The organism is Pseudomonas paeninsulae (genome assembly GCF_035621475.1).
Taxonomy (GTDB): domain Bacteria; phylum Pseudomonadota; class Gammaproteobacteria; order Pseudomonadales; family Pseudomonadaceae; genus Aquipseudomonas; species Aquipseudomonas paeninsulae.
Window position 1 is genome coordinate 3437036 of the sequence record NZ_CP141799.1, and the last position, 20661, is coordinate 3457696.

Here is a 20661-nt window from a genome sequence, read left to right on the forward strand (position 1 = left end):
GTTATTGGTGAAATTTATGCTGCGCGGGCCACCCAAGCAAGCGCTTGGCCGCACTTTGCTTGATAAATATCGACCCCGGGGCTTTTCAACCAAGCGCTTGCTTGGTAGCCTTCAATTCACCTTATTCATGTGTTGCGGATCCTCCAATGACTAAAACCGTACGCATCGGCTGCGCCTCCGCCTTCTGGGGCGACACCTGCACCGCCGCCGCCCAGCTGGTAAAGGGCAGCGAACTGGATTATCTGGTGTTCGATTACCTGGCCGAAGTGACCATGTCGATCATGGCCGGAGCGCGAATGAAGCAGCCGGATGCCGGCTACGCCAGCGACTTCGTGGAAACCCTCGCGCCGCTGCTGGCCGACATCGCGCAGAACAACATCCGCGTGATCAGCAATGCCGGCGGGGTCAACCCCAGCGCCTGCGCCGCCGCCCTGGCTGCGGCCTGCGAACAGGCTGGGGTGAATCTGAAGATTGCCGTGCTGCATGGCGACAACCTGCAACCCAAGCTCGGCGAACTGGGCAAGGCCGGCACCGTGGAAATGTTCAGCGGCGCGCCGTTGCCGCCCTTCTGCGTCTCGGTCAACGCTTACCTCGGTGCACCGGGCATAGTCGAGGCCTTGAAGCTCGGTGCGGATATCGTCATCACCGGCCGCGTGGTCGACAGTGCGGTGGTCAGCGCGGCGCTGGTGCATGAGTTCGGCTGGGCCTGGAGCGATTACGACCAACTGGCCCAGGCCGCGCTGGCCGGGCACATCATCGAATGCGGCGCGCAGTGCACCGGCGGCAACTTCACCGACTGGCAAAGCGTGCCGGACTACGAGCACATCGGTTTTCCCGTGGTGGAAGTGGCAGCCGATGGCAGCTTTGTCGTGACCAAGCCGCAGGGTTCCGGCGGCTTGGTCACGCCTTTTACCGTCGGCGAGCAGATGCTCTACGAGATTGGCGACCCGCGTGCCTATTACCTGCCCGATGTGCTGTGCGATTTCACCCAGGTCACCCTGGCTCAGGTTGGCAAAGACCGGGTCGAACTCAAAGGTGCGCGCGGCCTGCCGCCCACCGCGCAATACAAGGTCAGCGCCACTTACCCGGATGGTTTCCGCTGCACCGCCAGCTGCCTGATGGCCGGCATCGATGCTCTGAAGAAAGCCCAGCGGGTTAGCCAGGCGATTATCAACAAGACCGCAGAGCTGTTCGCCGAGCGCGGCTGGGGTCCCTACAGGGAAGTCAGCATCGAACTGCTGGGTTCCGAGGCCACTTACGGCGCTCACGGCCAGAGGCAAGACAGCCGCGAAATCGTGATCAAGATCGCCGTGCGCCACGCCAAGAAAGAAGCCTTGGTGTTGTTCTCCCGCGAGATCGCCCAGGCCGCCACCGGCATGGCGCCTGGCCTGACCGGCATAGTCGGCGGCCGCCCCACGGTGTACCCGGTGATTCGCCTGTTCAGCTTCCTCGCCGACAAGAACGCCTGCGCGCTGGAAGTGGAGATAAACGGTGAACGTACAGCGGTGGCCATGCCGCAGATCACGACACTGGATCGCACACAGATCGCCAGCGATATCGCCGCCCCGACCCCAGCCGGCCAGGCCGACACCCGCGTGCCGCTAATCAAGCTGGCCGTGGCGCGCTCTGGCGACAAGGGCACTCACAGCAATATCGGCATCATGGCCAGAAAGCCCGAATACTTGGCCTGGATCGCCGCTGCGCTGAGCGAGGGTGCCGTGGCCGAATGGATGCAACACACGCTGGACCCGCAAACCGGCAAGGTGACTCGCTGGTACCTGCCCGGCAGCCATAGCCTGAACTTCCTGCTGGAAAACGCCCTGGGCGGCGGCGGCATCGCCAGCTTGCGCATCGACCCGCAAGGCAAGGCCTTTGCCCAGCAGCTGCTGGAATTCCCGGTGCCGGTGCCCAAAGCATTGGCCGATTCACTGTAATTCGGAATGCATCCCGCGACGCTCAGCGTCGCATGGGACACAGAGCAAGAGCGGTTCCCACGCAGAGCATGGGAACCATCGGCAAGAGGATGAGCAATGACCTACAACTCCGTGTACAAACCCGGCCTGTTCAGCGGCCAGAGCATCATGGTCACCGGCGGCGGCAGCGGCATCGGCCGTTGCACCGCCCATGAACTGGCCCACCTGGGTGCCCATGTGGTGCTGGTCGGGCGCAAGCTGGAAAAACTCGAAGCCACCTGCGCTGAAATCGGCGAAGACGGCGGCAGCTCCAGCTTGCAGGTCTGCGACATCCGTGACGAGGAAGCGGTTAAGGCCATGGTCAAAACCGTGGTGGCCGAACGCGGACAGATCCATCACCTGGTCAACAATGCCGGCGGCCAGTTTCCCGCGCCGCTGATCGGCATCAACCAGAAAGGCTTCGAGACCGTGGTGCGCACCAACCTGGTCGGCGGTTTCCTGATCGCCAAGGAAGTGTTCCTGCAAAGCATGAGCAAACACGGTGGCAGCATCGTCAACATGCTCGCCGACATGTGGGGCGGCATGCCCGGCATGGGCCACTCGGGCGCGGCGCGCGCCGGTATGGAGAATTTCACCAAGACCGCCGCTGTCGAGTGGGGCCACGCCGGGGTGCGGGTCAATGCCGTGGCACCGGGCTGGATCGCCTCCAGCGGCATGGACACCTACCCCGAGTCGATGAAGAGCATGATCCGCTCGCTCAAAGATCACGTGCCGCTGCAACGCATCGGCAGCGAATCGGAAGTGGCATCCGCCATCGTCTTTCTGCTGACCCCGGGTGCCAACTTTATCAGCGGCAATACCATCCGCATCGACGGGGCCGCCAGCCAGGGCAGCCGCGCCTGGACCTTGGGCAAGGCGAAGAACAGCGTCGCCTACGACGGTTTCCATCGGGCCTATGTCCCCGATGTACTCAAAGGCGAGGAGTAACTCCTATGCCGGTTATCCAGTCCGACATCGACGTGCATGGCGAAGACTTCGCCAACAACCGTGAAGCCATGCTCGCCGCCGTGGCGAGCTTTCGCGAGATCGAACAGAACTGCCTGAACAAGGCTGCTGAAGCCAAGGCCAAGTTCGAAAACCGCGGCCAGTTACTGCCGCGCGAACGCCTGAACCTGTTACTCGACCCCGGCGCGCCGTTTCTCGAACTGTGCTCGCTGGCCGGCTACAAGCTGCACGATGACAAGGACGGCAGCCAGGCCGGCGGCGGGATTATCTCCGGCATCGGCTATATCGCCGGGGTGCGCTGCCTGATCAGCGCCAGCAACAGCGCGATCAAGGGCGGCACCATCAGCCCCAGCGGACTGAAGAAGACCCTGCGCCTGCAGCAGATCGCCTTCGAGAACAAACTGCCAGTGGTGGCGCTGACCGAAAGCGGCGGCGCCAACCTCAACTACGCCGCCGACATCTTCGTCGAGGGCGCGCGCGGATTCGCCAACCAGGCGCGCATGTCGGCCATGGGCCTGCCGCAGATCACCGTGGTGCACGGCTCCAGCACCGCTGGCGGGGCCTACCAGCCGGGGTTGTCAGATTATGTGGTGGTGGTGCGTGGCAAGGCCAAGATGTTCCTCGCCGGCCCGCCGCTGCTGAAAGCCGCGACCGGCGAGATCGCCACCGATGAACAACTGGGCGGCGCCGAGATGCACGCCCAGGTCGCCGGCACCGCCGAATACCTGGCGGAAAACGACGCCGACGGCGTGCGCATCGCCCGCGAAATTCTCGCCATGCTGCCGTGGAACGCCCAGCTGCCGGCGCGGACGCTGAAGAGCTACCGCGAACCGCTGTACCCGGTCGACGAACTGCTCGGCCTGGTGCCAGCCGATGCGAAGAAGCCCTACGACGTACGCGAAATCATCGCCCGCATCGCCGATGGCTCGGCGTTTCTCGACTTCAAGAACGAGTTCGATAACCAGACCGTCTGCGGCCATCTGCAGATCGAAGGCCAACCCTGCGGCTTTATCGGTAACAACGGCCCGATCACCCCGCAAGGCGCGGCCAAGGCGGCGCAATTTATCCAACTGTGCGAGCAGAGCAACACGCCAATCCTGTTCTTTCACAACACCACCGGTTTTATGGTCGGCACCGAGGCCGAACAGCAGGGCGTGATCAAGCACGGCTCGAAAATGATCCAGGCCGTGGCCAACGCCACGGTGCCCAAACTGACCATAGTGGTCGGCGGTTCCTACGGCGCCGGCAACTACGCCATGTGCGGCCGCGGTCTGGACCCGCGCTTTATCTTCGCCTGGCCCAACAGCAAGACCGCTGTCATGGGCGGCGCCCAGGCCGGCAAGGTGCTGCGCATCGTCACCGAGGACAAGCACGCCAAGCTAGGCAAGCAGGCCGATCCGCAGATGCTCGACATGCTCGAACAGGTCACCGCGCAGAAACTCGACAGCCAATCCACCGCGCTGTACGGCACCGCCAGCCTGTGGGATGACGGCCTGATTGACCCACGCGACACGCGCAAGCTGCTCGGCTACCTGCTGGATATTTGCGCCGAGGCCGCGGTGCGGCCACTGAAATCCAACAGCTTTGGCGTTGCGAGATTCTGAATCCATACACCGTAGGCGGGTGAAACCCGCCACATGATTGGCGGGTTTCACCCGCCCTACCGAGCCCAGTCGATACGGAGAACTATAAAAATGATCTTTACCCAGGAACACGAAGAGCTGCGTCGCACGGTGCGTAATTTTGTCGAGAGGGAAATCAATCCGCATGTCGAGCAGTGGGAAAAGGACGGCCGCTTCCCGATCCACGACATCTTCAAGAAAGCCGGCGACCTCGGCCTACTGGGTATCTCCAAGCCGGAAAAATTCGGCGGTATGGGCCTGGACTACAGCTACTCGATCGTCGCCGCCGAAGAGTTCGGCACCATCATCTGCGGCGGCATCCCCATGTCCATCGGCGTGCAGACCGACATGTGCACCCCGGCTCTGGCGCGCTTCGGCTCCGACGAGCTGCGTGACGAGTTTCTGCGCCCGGCCATCAGCGGCGAAATGGTCGGCTGTATCGGCGTCTCCGAAGTTGGCGCCGGTTCCGATGTGGCAGGACTGAAAACCACCGCCAAGAAAGACGGCGACGACTATGTGATCAACGGCAGCAAGATGTGGATCACCAACTCGCCATCCGCCGACTTTATCTGCCTGCTGGCCAACACCTCGGACGACAAGCCACACGTTAACAAGTCACTGATCATGGTGCCGATGAACACCCCAGGCATCAGCGTCAGCCCGCACCTGGACAAGCTCGGTATGCGCAGCTCGGAGACCGCCCAGGTGTTCTTCGACGATGTGCGCGTCCCGCAGCGCTATCGCATCGGCCACGAAGGCGCCGGTTTCATGATGCAGATGCTGCAGTTCCAGGAAGAACGCCTGTTCGGCGCGGCCAACATGATCAAGGGCCTGGAGCATTGCATCGACGCCACCATCGACTACTGCAAGGAGCGCAAGACCTTCGGCAACGCGCTGATCGACAACCAGGTCATCCACTTCCGCATGGCCGAGTTGCAGACCGAAGTCGAATGCCTGCGCGCCCTGGTCTACCAGGCCACCGAGCAATATATCCGCGGCAAGGACGTGACCAACCTGGCCTCGATGGCCAAGCTCAAGGCCGGCCGCCTGGGTCGTGAAGTCACCGACAGCTGCCTGCAGTACTGGGGCGGGATGGGCTACATGTGGGACAACCCGGTTGCCCGCGCCTACCGCGACGTGCGTCTGGTCTCCATTGGCGGCGGTGCCGACGAAATCATGCTGGGCATCATCTGCAAGTTGATGGGCATCCTGCCCGGCAAGAAAAAAGCCTGAAGTCGTCGAGGGTTCCCACGCTCGGCGTGGGAACCCATAACGGGACGCTCCGCGTCCCAGCGACGCAGAGCGCTGCAAAGCACATTCCCACGCAGAGCGTAGGAACGATCACGAGGAGCCGGTGATGGCTGAACTACCAAACACGGAAACCCTGTTGCTGGAACGGGCCGAGGGCGTGCTGCACGTCACCCTCAACCGCCCGGACAGTCGCAATGCCATGAGCCTGGCCATGGTCGGCGAGCTGCGCGCGGTGCTGGCCGCCGTGCGCGATGACCTGAGCGTGCGCGCCATCGTGCTGCGCGGCGCCGGCGGGCATTTCTGTGCCGGCGGGGATATCAAGGACATGGCCAGTGCTCGCGCTACCGGGGCTGACGCCTACCGCGCCCTGAACCGCGCCTTCGGCAGCCTGCTGGAAGAAGCACAACACACTCCCCAGGTGCTGATTGCCGTACTGGAAGGCGCAGTGCTCGGCGGCGGCTTCGGCCTGGCCTGCGTCTCGGATATTGCCATCTGCCACCAAGATGCCAAGTTCGGCCTGCCGGAAACCACCCTGGGTATTCTGCCCGCACAGATCGCGCCTTTTGTGGTTAAACGCATCGGCTTGACCCAGACCCGGCGCCTGGCGCTGACCGCCGCCCGCTTCAATGGCAGCGAAGCCGAGCGTCTGGGCCTGGTGCACTTCAGCGAGGGCTGCGCAGATGCCATTGAGGCCCGCCTGCAGCAGTCTCTGAGCCAGGTACGTAACTGCGCACCGCAGGCCAATGCCGCAACCAAGGCCCTGCTGCTAGCCAGCGAAACGGAAAACCTCGGCGGTCTGCTCGACCACGCCGCCGGCCAGTTCGCCGCGGCGGTAACCGGTGCTGAAGGAATCGAGGGCACCATGGCCTTTGTGCAAAAACGCGCGCCGAAATGGGCCGCTGAATAACCCTGTGGGAGGGGCTTTAGCCGCGACGGGCATTGTTGTCTCGCGGCTAAAGCGGATCGCCGCCCGGCCCCCCCACACACAATCTGATCGCCACACTTACAAGCAGCAGGAGCACACAGATGCCCGCCTTTAACAAGATTCTGATCGCCAACCGCGGCGAGATCGCCTGCCGGGTGATGCGCACCGCCAAGGATTTGGGCTACCGCACCGTGGCGGTCTACTCCGAGGCCGATACCGATTCGCGCCATGTACAGGAGGCCGACCAGGCGGTGTGTATCGGCCCGGCCCAGGTCAATCAGTCTTATCTGCAGATCAACGCGATTATCGTGGCGGCGCTGAAGACTGGCGCCGATGCGATTCACCCCGGCTACGGTTTTCTCTCGGAGAATGCCGATTTCGCCCGCGCCTGCGAGGCGGCCGGCATCGTGTTTATCGGCCCGAGCGTCGAGGCCATCCACCTGATGGGCAGCAAACGCCTGTCGAAGATCGCCATGCTCGCAGCCGGCGTGCCCTGCATCCCGGGCTACGAAGGCGCCGAGCAGGACGACCAGACCCTGAGCCGCGAAGCCCAGCGCATCGGCTACCCGCTGATGATCAAGGCCAGCGCCGGTGGCGGTGGCCGCGGTATGCGTCTGGTCCATGACGCGTCCGAGTTGCTGGCGCAGATCCGCACCGCCCGCTCGGAAGCGCAGAACGCCTTCGGCTGCGGCGAGCTGATCCTTGAGCGGGCAGTGCTTCAGCCGCGCCATGTGGAAATCCAGGTGTTCGGCGACCAGCACGGCAATATCGTCTACCTCGGTGAGCGTGACTGCTCGGTGCAGCGCCGCCACCAGAAGGTGGTCGAGGAAGCGCCCTGCCCGTTGATGACGCCCCAACTGCGCCAGGCCATGGGCGCAGCGGCTGTCAAGGCCGCCGCCTCGGTCGACTATGTCGGCGCCGGCACCGTGGAATTCCTGCTCGATCAGAGTGGCGAGTTCTTCTTCCTGGAAATGAACACCCGCCTGCAGGTCGAACATCCAGTCACCGAGCTGATTACCGGCCAGGACCTGGTGGCCTGGCAGATTCGCGTCGCCGAAGGCCAGGTTCTGCCGCTCAAGCAGGAGGAGATTCGCCTCACCGGCCACGCCATGGAAGTGCGCCTATACGCCGAGGATGTGAGCCGCAATTTCCTGCCGCAGACCGGCCAGGTGCTGCGCTGGGAGCCGGCCTTGCTCGACGGCATCCGCATCGACCACGGCCTGGTCGAAGGCCAGGTCATCAGCCCGTTTTACGACCCGATGCTGGCCAAGGTCATCGCCTATGGCGCGACCCGCGACGAAGCGCGGCGCAAGCTGCTGCGCGCGGTGGAGGACTGCGTGCTGCTGGGGGTCAACGGCAACCAGCGTTTCCTCGCCAACCTGCTGAAGCACCCTGAGTTCGCTGCGGGTAACGCCACCACCGCCTTTATCGCCGAGCATTTTGCCGCGGACCCGAGCCTGAGCCCGCAGCCGCCTAACCCCGCCGAGCTGGCGGTGGCTGCGGCCCTGCTCTACCAGCAATCGGCCAATGCCCGCGCCCACCAGAGCGGCCTGGCCGGCTGGCGCAATGCCGGCAACGCGCCCTGGCGTTTTGTTCTGGAACAAGGCGAGCAGCAGCATAGCGTCGAGCTGGAGGTGCTGGCCGACGGCGTACAACCCAGCCTGCTGGCCAAGATCGGCGAGCAGTCGATCAGCCTCAAGCTGCTGGCGTGCGACGGCCGCTGGGCCACCCTGCAACTGGACGGCATTCGCCAGCGCCTGGCCTATCATTTGCAAGACGGCAAGCTCTGGCTGTATGGCCATAACGGCAATCTGCAATTCACTGACATTACCCACCTGCCGGTCAGCAGCGCCGCAGGTGCCAGTTCCGGCAGCGTCAAGGCGCCGATGGATGGGGCGATTATCGAGGTACTGGTCGCGGAAGGCAGCCCCGTCAGCAAGGGTCAACTGCTGGTGGTGCTGGAGGCGATGAAGATGGAACACTCACTCAAAGCCAGCATCGACGGCGTGGTCCGGCGTGTTGGCGTCAACCAGGGCGACCAGGTGAAGAACCGCCAATTGTTGGTTGAAATCGAAGCCAACGACGCTTAATGGCAGAGACGTAGGATGGGTTGAGCAAAGCGATACCCATCGGCACGCAACATTGGTGGGTATCGCTACGCTCAACCCATCCTACAAAAGCGACCATACGAATAACAACAGATCACGGAGCGGCCCTATGTCACTGCAAGGCAAAACCCTGTTCATCACCGGCGCCAGCCGCGGTATCGGCCGCGAGTTCGCCCTGCGCGCAGCACGCGACGGCGCCAACATCGTCATCGCGGCGAAAAGCGCCGAGCCCCATACCAAGCTGCCGGGCACCATCCATTCGGTGGCGGCCGAGGTCGAAGCCGCCGGCGGCAAGGCCCTGGCCCTGCAACTGGATGTGCGCGACGAACAGGCAGTAAAAACCGCCATGGCCAAGGCTGCCGAGCATTTTGGCGGCATCGATGGGCTGATCAATAACGCCGGCGCGATCAAGCTGGTCGGCGTCGAGCACCTGGAGCCCAAGCGCTTCGACCTGATGTTCCAGATCAACACCCGGGCGGTAATGGTCTGCAGTCAGGCCGCGCTGCCGTACCTGAAAAAGAGTAGCAACGGGCATATCCTCAACCTGTCGCCGCCGCTGAATATGGACAGCAAGTGGTTCGCCCAACACGGTCCCTACACCGTGACCAAGTACGGCATGAGCATGCTGACCCTGGGCATGAGCGAGGAATTCAAGAAGTACGCCATCAGCGTCAATTCACTGTGGCCCAAGACCATGATCGCCACCGCCGCCATCGAGTTCGAACTGGGCAGCCGCGACGCCTTCAAACGCGCGCGCACCCCGGCGATCATGGCCGACGCCGCCCACGCCATCCTGACCAGTACCGGGCGCAGCATCAGTGGACGCCTGTTGATCGACGAGGACATCCTGCGCGAACAGGGCCAAAGCGAATTCGAGCAGTACCGTTTCGCTCCCGCTGGCGGCACGCTGATCCCTGATCTATTTGTCGACTGACCACAATCCCCGGGCGGTAGCCTGCACCGCTTGGGGATTCGACGGTAGGCGCACTGCCAGTGCGCCTTGCCTTGCCCCCTGTTAGCGGGGCATTTGCCACTGACAGGCGAAGCACACAAAAAAAAACCGCGACCCAAAGGCCGCGGTTTTTTTAGTGCTGCGCCTGTCTATCAGGCTTTGTTACGCAGCTTCTCCGGGTTGATCAGGAAACGGGCCAGTGCCGGCAGCAGCCAGATCGCGCCGATCATGTTCCAGAGGAACATGAAGGTCAGCATCAGGCCCATGTCGGCCTGGAACTTGATCGCCGAGAAGATCCAGGTCGCCACGCCGATCGCCAGGCATACACCGGTGAACAGCACGGCCTTACCCGTCGACTTGAGGGTCTCGTAGTAAGCCTCCTGCAACGACAGCCCTTGGCGCAGGTAGGTTTCCAGGCGACTGTAGATGTAGATGCCGTAGTCGACACCGATGCCTACGCCCAGGGCGATCACCGGCAGGGTCGCCACCTTGACCCCGATGCCCATGTAGGCCATCAGCGCGTTGCCCAGTACCGAGGTCAACACCAGCGGCAGAATCACGCAGAGGGTGGCGGCAACCGAGCGGAAGGTGAGCAGGCACATGAAGCTCACGGCAGCATAGACCGCCACCAGCATGGTGGTCTCCGATGCAGCGATCACCTCGTTGGTGGCCGCTTCGATACCAGCGTTACCGGCAGCCAGGATGAACTCAAGACCTTCCTTGTTGGTTTCCTTGGCGAAGTCTTCGACCACCGCGACCGCACGCTCCAGGGTTTCCGCCTTGTGGTCGTTGAGGAACACCAGCACCGGCGCTACCGAGCAATCGGCGTTGTACAAACCGTCGGCACGCGCAATCGAGTTGTTCAGCACGTCCTGGTTACGCGACAGGGTTTCCCATTTCAGGTTGCCCTCGTTCATGCCCTTGATCACCTGACGCGACACCGTGACCATGGAAATGGCCGACTGCACGCCCTCGGTGTTTTCCATCGTCCACATCAGCTCGTCCATGGCTGACAGGGTCTGGTAGGTCGAACAGCCTTCCGATCCGGTCTTGACCATCACCACCAGCACGTCGGAGCTGGTCGAGTAGTTGCGGATGACGAAGTCGTTATCCAGGTTGTAGCGCGAGTCCGGGTGCAACTCGGGCGCGCCCTGATCGAGGTCGCCGATCTTCAGGTTCTGGCCATACCAAACGCCACCGGCCAAGGCCACCACGGCAACCAGCACGGACACCGGCGCCACCATCGGGTGGGCGAAGTTGGAAAGCAGACGCCAGAGCGGGTGATCCTTGGCCGCCTCTTCACGGCTGATTCTGACGGCCTTCTTGCTGATGCCAATGTAGGAAATCATCACCGGCAGCAGGATCAGGTTGGTCAGGATGATCACCGCCACACCCATAGACGCGCCGATGGCCAGCTCACGGATCACGCCGATATCAATCAGCAACAAGGTAATGAAGCCGACTGCATCCGACAGCAAGGCGACCAACCCGGGAATAAACAGCTGGCGGAACGCCATGCGCGCGGCAGCCAACGGGCTCGTCGCCTCTCCGGAGGCGATGGCGATACCGTTGATCTTCTGCACCCCATGGGAGATACCGATGGCGAAGACCAGAAACGGCACCAGCATCGAATAGGGATCGAGGCCGAAGCCCAGGGTATGCAGCAAACCCAACTGCCAGACAACCGCGATCAGGGTGGTTACGACCACCGCCATGGTGCTCTTGAAACAATGGGTGAACCACAACAGCAGGGCGAAGGTGATGGCAATAGCCACGGCAAAGAACAAGGCCACGCCGACCAGCCCATCGATCAGATCGCCTACTTTCTTGGCAAACCCGATGATGTGCACTTTCACATTAGGGTTTTGCGCCTGGTACTTATCGCGAATCTTCTCTTCCAGCTCGTGGGAGAATTTCTGGTAGTCCAGCGGGACTAGCTGGCTCTGATCCTCAGGGTCAGGGTAGGCCTCCAGCAGCGGCACATCGACGATGCTCGACTTGAAGTTGTTCGACACCAGCCGGCCAACCTGCCCGGACTTGAGGATATTGCTGCGCAAATCTTCCAGGCTGTCGCTGGAGCCGTCGTAGGTCTGCGGAATCACTTCGCCGCCGGCGAAGCCTTCTTCGGTCACCTCGGTCCAGCGTACGCTCGGGCTCCACAGCGATTTCAGGCCGGAACGATCGACACCGGGAATGTAGAACACTTCGTCGTTGATCTGACGCAGCGTCTCCATGTATTCCTTGCTGAAGATGTCGCCATCGACCGCCTCCACCGAAATGCGCACGGTATTACCCAGGTTCGCCAGGTCGTTGCGATGCTCGAGCATCTTCTGGATATAGGGATGGCCCAGCGGGATCATCTTCTCGAAGCTGGTTTGTGGGCGCACCTGGGCAGCTTGATAGAACAGAAAAACACTGATCAGCAGGCACAGCACAATGACGGCCGGACGATTGTTGAAGATCAACCGCTCGAGGACAGACGCAGGTTGTTGTTGATGCTTACTCATGCAAACTCTCCCGGCTTATTATTGTTGGCCCAGATCGGCGCCAGTCGGCGAAGCGACGTGGACGCCGCCCTGCCCCACCAGAATCAGGTTGCCGTTATCCAGTGCAGTGATGCCCGCTAGCGAGAGCCGGTCGACGCGATTGAGCAAACTGAAGGTGCGCCCGTCATCGCTGCTTTTCAGCACGGTACCGCCATGCCCAACCACCACGATAGAGCCGTCGGCAAGTCGATTGCCATCGGCCAGGCCGAACTCCAGCGGGCCGTTATTTGGGGTATTCAGCTCGATTCGTTGCCAGCTATCACCGAAATCGGCGGAGCGGAACAGATGGCCACGCAGACCGTAGACCAGCAGGCTACCTGCTTCGCTGGTATCAAGAGCGCCAAACAGTGAGCCCTCATAGGGACCCTGCATGGTTTCCCAGGTTTGCCCCCAATCGGCTGAACGGAACATGCCGCCCAGTTCGCCAACGACGAACAACCCGGCATCCTTGACCGCGACTATGGCGTTCAGGTGATAGCCGCCTTCGTTTTCAATGCGCTCGCTGACATCTTCCCAGTTCGCCCCACCATTGGTGGTTTCCAGCATCGCGCCGTAGGCACCTACGGCATAACCGTTGTTGCGGTCCTTGAACCAGACATCCAGCAACGGCGCCTCGCGCTTCAGGTTCTCGAATTGTTTGACCCAGGTAGCGCCGCCATCGTTACTGGCGAGAATCTGTGCGTCGTGGCCAACCGCCCAACCGTACTGGTCATCGACAAAGAACACCGCGGTGAGCATCTGCCGGGTCGGCACCTTGGCCTGGACCCAGCTGACGGCGTTGTCGTCGGAGTAGAGGATATGACCGCGATCACCCACAGCCACCAGGCGCTGACCAACGCGGGTGACATCCAGCAGCAGTTTTTCCTGGGCTTTCGGCGACTCGATCGAGTAACGGACGGCTGCATCGGTGGCGGTTTTCGCCTGCAATGGCGCGGCAGCGAAAATCAGCATGGACAGCACACTGCAGAGCGAGAGCGCTTTAGCCAGCGGCGAGTAAAAGCACAACGCCGGTGCGTTGAACAGACCGGTCCGGGTGCGCCGCTTGACGGGCTCACTCATATACCTTCCCCCTTGTTGTTATTGTGGTACTGCTTTTTAACAGACCGCCTATGCTAGCGAGCTTTCGAAAGGCCTGACAATCGGCGTGACGTTATGTTTTGTTAAGGCCAGCCCGCGTGATTGACAGCTTATTCGACTGACTGATGCACAAAGGCCGCCATCACTGTAGCGGCCTTTGGCCAACACTACACGAACATCAGCGTGTACCGCGACGACCCACAGCCGGTGCAACTCGTTGCGCGTGACCGCCGGATTCAAGTGACCGACCTGCAGCCGACCTCGGGACTGGTGACCTTGTTGCTGTGGTAGGAACCGCGCCCAGTCGTAGAGACCCAGGGTGCCACTGAACAGCTCGGTGTCGTCAGCGCTACGCCGTAGACAGATCCATGCTGCTTTTGTGGTCTTTTGCCGCAAATAGCCCATCGGCCATGAACAAAACACAGCAAAAAATCAATTACAGCCAAGTGCCGGCCAACGCGTTCGATTAAGCCAATACCTAGCAGCCTGTCGGACTTAACGCTGTTCTACTGCGCAAAAGCCAGACTTGCGGATATTTCATCTAGCAAAAAAGTCTTACCGGTCAGCGACCGATAAGACTTTCAGAGCGCTAGCGCAGGTATTAAGCGAGGCTTTTGCTGACCACCTCGAACACATCGCTGGACAGCTCGCCAGACGCGAGAACTCTCTGCAACTCGGCCTTCATCAAGGCCTGGCGAGCGTCGTCGTATTTGCCCCAGCGGGTTAATGGCCCGAGCAGCCGCGCGGCGATCTGCGGGTTGAGGGCATTCAGGGTAATCACCTGATCGGCCAGGAAGCGATAGCCGCTGCCGTCGACCTGATGAAAGTTGACCGGGTTCTGCCCAGTGAATGCCCCAATCAGGGCGCGCACCTTGTTCGGGTTTTTCAGGGTAAAGGCTGGGTGTTCCATCAGTTGCTGCACCCGCGTCAAGGCGCCCGGCAGGCTGCAGGCCGCCTGGACGCTGAACCACTGATCCATGACCAACGGGTTGTCCTTGAAGAAGTCGGCGAAGCTGGCCAGCGCCTTGGCTTTTTCCTCCTCGAACGGTGAATTGACCAGCACCGCCACAGCCGCCAGGCGCTCGGTCATGTTGTCGCACACCTCCAACTGTTCCAGACAACCCGCCAGCACCTCGGGCTTGCCGCTGAGCATCAGGTAGGACAGCGCTATGTTCTGCAGGCTGCGTCGGGCGAAGTGCTCGGCCTCGGCGACATAGGCAGTGCTGCGCGAAAGCTCGCGATTGGCCTGGTAACGCAGCCACAGCAGATCGAACAGTGCGTCGGCCAGTTGCTTGCGGGCGAATTCGCGGGCGCCATGAATGGCATCGACATCGGCCACTTCGCTGATTTCGCTGAGGTAAGCCGCCCCCGGCAACGAGAGCAACTCGGCGACCATGGCCTGATCCAGCTGATCGTTCTCCAGCACGCTGCGCAGTGCACTGACCAGACGTTGGTCCAGCTGCAAAGGCTCGCCGCGCTGATGCTGGCCGATCAACTCCTGCAACACCTGCACGGACAACTGCTGACCGGCTTCCCAGCGGTTGAAGCCGTCGCTGTCGTGCTGCATGAGGAACATCAACTGATCGCGGCTGTAAGGGAAGCTCAGTTTGACCGGCGCGGAGAAACCACGCAGCAACGAGGGCAGCGGGTGCTCGGCAACATCGACAAAGGTCACCACCTGCTCGGCCGCGGTGATCGAGATCACTCGCGACGCCGCGCCGGCGCTGGCTTCACCTGCCATACGCAGCGGCAATGCCTGGCCCTGTGCGCCGAGCAGTCCCAGTTCCACGGGAATCACGAAGGGCTGCTTGTCGCGCTGCCCCGGCGTGGCCGGACAGCTCTGGCGGAAGGTCAAGCTGTAGGTCTTGGCGGCGGCATCGTAAGCCTCGCTGACGGCCAAACGCGGCGTACCACCCTGGCTGTACCAGCGCTTGAACTGGCTCAGGTCGACAGCATTGGCATCTTCCATGGCCTTGATAAAGTCATCGCAGGTCACGGCCTGGCCATCGTGGCGCTCGAAGTACAGGTCGCTGCCCTGGCGGAAGCCCTCGGCACCGACCAGGGTGCGGATCATACGCACCACTTCCGAACCCTTCTCGTAAACGGTCAGGGTGTAGAAGTTGGAAATCTCCATGAAGGCCTCAGGGCGCACCGGATGAGCCATGGGGCCGGCATCCTCGGCGAACTGATGGGTGCGCAGGTAGGCCACGTCCTCGATGCGTTTGACCGTGTGCGAGTTCATGTCGGCGCTGAACTCGGCGTCGCGGAACACGGTGAAACCTTCCTTGAGCGATAGCTGGAACCAGTCGCGACAGGTCACCCGGTTGCCCGACCAGTTGTGGAAATACTCGTGTGCCACCACCGCCTCGACCCGCTGATGGGCGGCGTCGGTGGCAGTCTCGGCCTTGGCCAGCACGCAGCTGGAGTTGAAGATGTTGAGGCCCTTGTTCTCCATGGCGCCCATGTTGAAGTCGTTGACCGCGACGATCATGAAGATGTCCAGGTCGTACTCGCGGCCATATACCTGCTCGTCCCACTTCATCGCCTTCTTCAGGCTGTCCATGGCGTGCTGCACCTTGTCGACGTTTTCCGGCTCGACATAGATGCGCAGCGCCACCTCGCGCGCACTCAGGGTGGTGAAGCTGTCTTCCACGCACCAGAGGTCACCAGCGACCAAGGCGAACAGGTAGGCCGGCTTCATGAACGGATCCTGCCAGGTCGCCCAGTGCCGAACACTCTTTCCAGGGGCAGTCTCTTCCGGGCCGCTGGCAATCGGGTTGCCGTTGGACAACAGCACCGGGTAGCTATGCTGCTCGGCGCTCAGGGTGGTGGTGAACTTGCTCATCACGTCTGGGCGATCGAGGTAGTAAGTGATCTTGCGGAAGCCCTCGGCCTCGCATTGGGTGCAGAACATGCTGCCGGACTTGTACAGACCCTCCAGGGCGGTATTGCGCTCTGGGTGGATGCGCACGCTGCTGTCGATGACGAAACTGGCACTCCTGGGCTGCAGACTCAGGTGGCTGGCGCTGAACTGGTAATCGCCAGCAGCCAGCGTTTCACCATCGAGGGACAGGCTGAGCAGCTCCAGCTCCTGGCCGTCCAACATCAGCGCCGGCAGGTCGCCGGCCGCACAGGCCGGATTGCGCCGCATCACCAGCTGCGCATGCACCAGCGTGTGATCCTCGAACAACTCGAAGGTCAGGTGCGTCTCGTCGATCAGGTAGTCAGGCGCCTGATAGTCCTTGAGGTAAATCATCTTCGGTTGTTCGGTGCGCATGGTGGCCTCTTCGAGGCAGCCGCAAGCTGCAAGCTGCAAGCTGCAAGTGGTGGTCAGACGGCCAGTTGGTGGACGGCCAACTGATAGCTGGTGTATTTGCGGATATTGATCACGCCGGTGTCGAACATCAGGTACTGGCCCTTGATGCCGAGCAGGGTACCTTCGGCAAGCGGATTCTTGTCCAGGTTGAAGCTGCTGATCTTGGCCGGGTAGGCCTCGATTGGATAACGGATGGCCACCGGCTGTTGATCGCTCAGTGGCTGAATCGCCTGAATGCCGAAGCGCTGCTGCAACTCGGTAAGCCCCGCGCCACAACTGGCGAACAGCTGATCACGAATCGCCGGCAGATCGACCGGCGCGGCGTCGCCCTTGAGCAAGGCGCGCCAGTTAGTCTTGTCCGCGACCTGAGTGCGCAGCAGATCTTCGACGAAGCCCGACTGCTGACGGGTGGCCACCCGCAGAATCGGCAACGCCTGGCTCGCGCCCTGGTCCATCCAGCGTGTCGGAATCTGCGTGGCGCGGGTGATACCGACCTTCACGCCCGAGGAATTGGCCAGGTAGACCACATGATCGGTCATGCAGAACTGCTCGCCCCAGCTCGGTTCGCGGCAGGTGCCGGCGTCGTAGTGGCAGCGTTCCGGACTCATGATGCAGATATCGCACTGCGCCAGCTTCTTCATGCAGGGGTAGCAGTAGCCCTGGCTGAAACTGGTCTTGGTCTTGCGCCCGCAGTGGCTGCAATGGATAGCGCCCAGGTATTCGAGGCGCAAGGTCTTGCCGATCAATGGATTGACCGCCACCTCTTGATCGTCCAGACGAAAGGTGTACTGCACAGGCGCATCCAGACGCACCGCCATCTTGCTCAGAGCACCGCGTGCCAACTCAGCCATCAGTGCAGGGCATCCGCAGACTTGAACAGCAGGTTAGGTGCCGGCTCGGACGTGGAGCCGCAGGCCTGCTCGCCCATGTAACCGATACGTTGATCCTCGGGGAGATTACGGGCTTCCCAGGCGATCAGCGCCTGCAGAGTCAGTTCCTTTTGCTCCAGGGTCAGCTTGCGCCCATCGGGCCACTTGCCGATTTCCAGGGCCAACTTCAGGCTCTGATGAATTTGCGGGGTGATATTTTCAATTGCTTGGAGAAAGGACGACATGGATACCTCCGAATACGAAGCCGCAGTTTACCGGCTGCGCCAGGCGCCCGCGAGCGCTTGGCGCAGACCAGTGCAATCATCTGTCAGCGCGCTGACGCGCCAGCGCTCCACCGAGCAGACCGGTAGCGCAACCAGCGAGCAATCCGCCGACATGGGCGGCATTGGCAATCGCGCCAAACTGCAGCAGTTCGAAGATGCCCGTCATGCAGATCAGCAGCCAGGCCAGCATCATCACCAGCACGCCACGCGGCAGGCGATACTCGGCATTCGGCGCCAGCAGCTGAAATAGCCAGCAGTGCCCCAACAGGCCGTAGAGCACACCAGACAAGCCGCCAAACAAGGCCGGTCCGGAAAAGCTGTACTGGGCAAGGTTGGATGCCAGGCTGAACAGCAGCGTCAGCCCGAGCAGCATCCACGGCCCCTGGCGCGCCTCAATACGCCGCCCCAGCACCCAGTACCAGAGCGCGTTCATCGTCAGGTGCAGCAGGCCGAAATGGATCAGCATCGGCGTGATCAGACGCCACCACTGCCGCGTTTCGAGCATTTCGGCCAGGTAACTGAAATAGATGTAATCGCCCTGAATGCGGAAATCGACGAAGCTCAACCAGCGGATCGCCGCGAAGTTGTCGCCCAGCGCGGTCAGCGCGGCCACCAGCAGGGTCAGCCCCAGCATGCCGGCCGTCAGCGGGCTGTCGCGCAACTGCTCGACAACCCCCGCCGCAGCCTGCGGCGCTGCAGGCGCCTGCAGCGCCGCATCGCCCTGGGGGTAGCGCAGATACAGATCGCGCACTTGCTCGTCCAACTCGCCCGGCACCCACAACACCTGTTCGCCAGCTTCCTCGGAGACCCGGTGCGGCACCTGCAAACGCCGCAACAGGACGATGAAACCACTGAGATCGGTCTGGATCGGCAGACGCAAGACGGCAACCGGGCTCATCGCGGCGCCTGCGAGCGCTGTACGTCGACCGAGACGAACTTGTGCGGATCCAGGCGCGTTTCCTGATCCAGCCGGTAAGCCACCAGCTTGCCGTTCAACACCGCGCTGTAATCCAGACAGACCAGGTTGGGACGGATCGGTGCCGGCTTGCCGCTGCGCCAATAGTGACCGACGAACAGCAGTGGCTGATCGGCGCCATAGCGCAGCAGCTCGTTTTTTTGCAGTTCGCTCAGCGGCGTTTGTGCGGCCAACTCCGGCAAGGCATCGGGCTGGAAGACGATATCGCCGTAGGTCTGCGGATCTTCCTCCCAGAATTTGGTGCGAAAATGCGCACGGGTGAAGCCCTCACCACTGGTCAAGGTCAGGCCGTGCGGCAGGCGCATGTCGGTGCCGCGCAGCAGACGATCCAGGGCGGTATTGGCAAAACTACCCGGCACGGCCGAGGCCTGGAGAAAATGCTCGTCGATGCACGCGTCGGGAAACTGCGCGCGCAATGGCTCGATCAGGCCGGCGTCCCAGCAGGCATGCACCACGCGGAAATGCCCGGCATCGATGAACAACGGCAACTCGTAGAACCAGGCAAGAAACTCGGACCATTCTGCGGAATAGGCCGCGAACTGCTCCAGGGTCTCCTTGATCAGCCGGGCATGCCGCGGCGTGTGCTCGCGCACATAGTGCTGACCACTGCCAGGCGCGGCCAGGGTGCTCCAGCCGAGGGCATAGAATTCATGATTGCCCATGATGCACAGCGCCTCGCCGGCCTGAACCATGTCATGGACCAGATGCAGGGCTTCACGGATACGCGGACCGCGATCGACCAGGTCACCGAGAAAAATCGCCATGCGCTGCGGATGTCGCCAGACACCGCCCTGGCGCCGATAACCGAGGGTATCGAGCAGGCGTTCGAGGGTAAGCGCACAACCGTGAATGTCACCAATCAGGTCATAGCCACGTGCGGGATCAAGGTGCATTCAGCCGCCCCCACCGCCGAGCCGACTGCCCCAACCCAACTTGTTGCGGCAGACCTCGTAGTAGTTGTGATCGAGCGGATGGATCAGGCACAGCTTCTGCGGCTTCTTGCTTACCGTGACAGTATCGCCGGGCGCGCAGGTGAAGTGATTCTGCCCATCGCAGGAAACCTGCGGGTAGATCTGCATATCCTTGGACACGACGATTTTCAGCTCGCTGTTGCCATCCACCACAATCGGCCGGCTGGACAACGTATGCGGGTACATCGGCACTATGACCATGGCATCCAGCTTGGGGTGCATGATTGGCCCGCCGGCGGACAGCGCATAGGCCGTGGAGCCGGTCGGCGTGGCGACGATCAGGCCATCGGCCTTCTGGCTGCAGACGAACTGGCCATCGATGAACAACTCGAACTCAATCATCCGCGTCGATTTACCCGGGTGCAGCACCACGTCGTTGAGCGCATCGCCCTGACCGATCGCTTCGCCATGGCGACGCACCTCAGCCTCCAGCAAGAAACGGTTCTCGGTCAGGTAGTTGCCTTCCAGCACCTGGGCGACCTTGAGTTCCAGCTCATCCGGACGGATATCGGTGAGAAAGCCTAGGCTGCCGCGGTTAACCCCCAGCACCGGCACCTTGTGCCGCGCCAGTGCACGGGCGGCGCCGAGCATGCTGCCATCGCCGCCGACGACGATAACCAGATCGCAGACCTCGCCAAGAATTTTCCGCGAGGAGGTTTGCAAGCCATGACCTGGCAGCACTTCGGCAATGGTGTCTTCGAGAATCACATGCAGGTGACGGTCGATCAGAAACCTCTTCAGCCGGCGCACGGTCTCCAGCACCTGGGTGCTACCCAGACGGCCGATGATGCCGATATTACGAAATTGCTCCATGGTGCTCCCGCAGGCTCTGGATCTAGACAGTCT

General features: G+C 62.0%; 15 protein-coding genes. 7 read left to right on the forward strand and 8 right to left on the reverse strand.

Features of this window, described 5'->3' with window-relative positions; genetic code table 11:
• Positions 1–146: 146 nt before the first annotated feature.
• The 7 genes from VCJ09_RS15835 to VCJ09_RS15865 all read left to right on the forward strand — a co-directional run bounded on the left by VCJ09_RS15835 (position 147) and on the right by VCJ09_RS15865 (position 9758).
• Positions 147–1934 carry an acyclic terpene utilization AtuA family protein gene (locus VCJ09_RS15835; RefSeq protein WP_324731096.1) on the forward strand — a complete coding sequence of 596 codons (1788 nt, stop codon included), beginning with the start codon at positions 147–149 and terminating at the stop codon, positions 1932–1934.
• Positions 1935–2030: 96 nt separating this feature from the next.
• Positions 2031–2900, forward strand: a complete 870-nt coding sequence (locus VCJ09_RS15840; RefSeq protein ID WP_324731097.1) for an SDR family oxidoreductase — start codon at positions 2031–2033, stop codon at positions 2898–2900.
• Between the two features lie 5 nt (positions 2901–2905).
• A complete protein-coding gene (atuC, locus tag VCJ09_RS15845) occupies positions 2906–4522 on the forward strand; it encodes a geranyl-CoA carboxylase subunit beta (protein WP_324731098.1) in 1617 nt (538 codons plus the stop codon).
• Between the two features lie 90 nt (positions 4523–4612).
• A complete protein-coding gene (atuD, locus tag VCJ09_RS15850) occupies positions 4613–5773 on the forward strand; it encodes a citronellyl-CoA dehydrogenase (protein ID WP_324731099.1) in 1161 nt (386 codons plus the stop codon).
• A gap of 124 nt (positions 5774–5897) precedes the next feature.
• Positions 5898–6698: an enoyl-CoA hydratase/isomerase family protein gene (locus VCJ09_RS15855; RefSeq protein WP_324731100.1), complete on the forward strand. Its 801-nt coding sequence runs from the start codon at positions 5898–5900 to the stop codon at positions 6696–6698.
• A 119-nt stretch (positions 6699–6817) separates the two neighbouring features.
• Positions 6818–8806 (forward strand): acetyl/propionyl/methylcrotonyl-CoA carboxylase subunit alpha, encoded by a 1989-nt coding sequence (locus tag VCJ09_RS15860; protein ID WP_324731101.1) that lies wholly within the window; start codon positions 6818–6820, stop codon positions 8804–8806.
• Positions 8807–8933: 127 nt separating this feature from the next.
• Complete coding sequence (locus tag VCJ09_RS15865; RefSeq protein WP_324731102.1) at positions 8934–9758, forward strand: SDR family oxidoreductase; 825 nt, start codon at positions 8934–8936, stop codon at positions 9756–9758.
• 170 nt (positions 9759–9928) lie between these two features.
• On the opposite strand, the gene VCJ09_RS15870 is transcribed toward VCJ09_RS15865, so the two are convergent.
• The 8 genes from VCJ09_RS15870 to VCJ09_RS15905 form a co-directional block, all read right to left on the reverse strand.
• Positions 9929–12283, reverse strand: coding sequence for an efflux RND transporter permease subunit (locus VCJ09_RS15870; RefSeq protein ID WP_324731103.1), 2355 nt, complete (start codon positions 12281–12283; stop codon positions 9929–9931).
• An 18-nt stretch (positions 12284–12301) separates the two neighbouring features.
• Positions 12302–13381 carry a WD40/YVTN/BNR-like repeat-containing protein gene (locus VCJ09_RS15875; RefSeq protein WP_324731104.1) on the reverse strand — a complete coding sequence of 360 codons (1080 nt, stop codon included), beginning with the start codon at positions 13379–13381 and terminating at the stop codon, positions 12302–12304.
• A 619-nt stretch (positions 13382–14000) separates the two neighbouring features.
• On the reverse strand, positions 14001–16676 hold the full coding sequence (gene pepN, locus VCJ09_RS15880) for an aminopeptidase N (protein ID WP_324731105.1): 2676 nt from the start codon (positions 16674–16676) through the stop codon (positions 14001–14003).
• Between the two features lie 53 nt (positions 16677–16729).
• Positions 16730–17566, reverse strand: coding sequence for a DUF2797 domain-containing protein (locus VCJ09_RS15885; protein WP_324731106.1), 837 nt, complete (start codon positions 17564–17566; stop codon positions 16730–16732).
• On the reverse strand, positions 17566–17829 hold the full coding sequence (locus VCJ09_RS15890; RefSeq protein ID WP_324731107.1) for a YeaC family protein: 264 nt from the start codon (positions 17827–17829) through the stop codon (positions 17566–17568). Before VCJ09_RS15890 ends, VCJ09_RS15885 begins: the two co-directional genes overlap by 1 nt.
• 76 nt (positions 17830–17905) lie before the next feature.
• Entirely contained in the window at positions 17906–18766 is an 861-nt protein-coding gene (locus VCJ09_RS15895; RefSeq protein ID WP_324731108.1) for a rhomboid family intramembrane serine protease, read from the reverse strand.
• On the reverse strand, positions 18763–19737 hold the full coding sequence (locus tag VCJ09_RS15900; protein ID WP_324731109.1) for a metallophosphoesterase: 975 nt from the start codon (positions 19735–19737) through the stop codon (positions 18763–18765). The genes VCJ09_RS15895 and VCJ09_RS15900 overlap by 4 nt, the downstream gene beginning before the upstream one ends.
• The gene (locus VCJ09_RS15905) at positions 19738–20628 is read right to left on the reverse strand and encodes an NAD(+) kinase (protein ID WP_079202572.1); all 891 of its coding nucleotides are present in this window, start codon (positions 20626–20628) and stop codon (positions 19738–19740) included.
• Positions 20629–20661 lie beyond the last annotated feature (33 nt).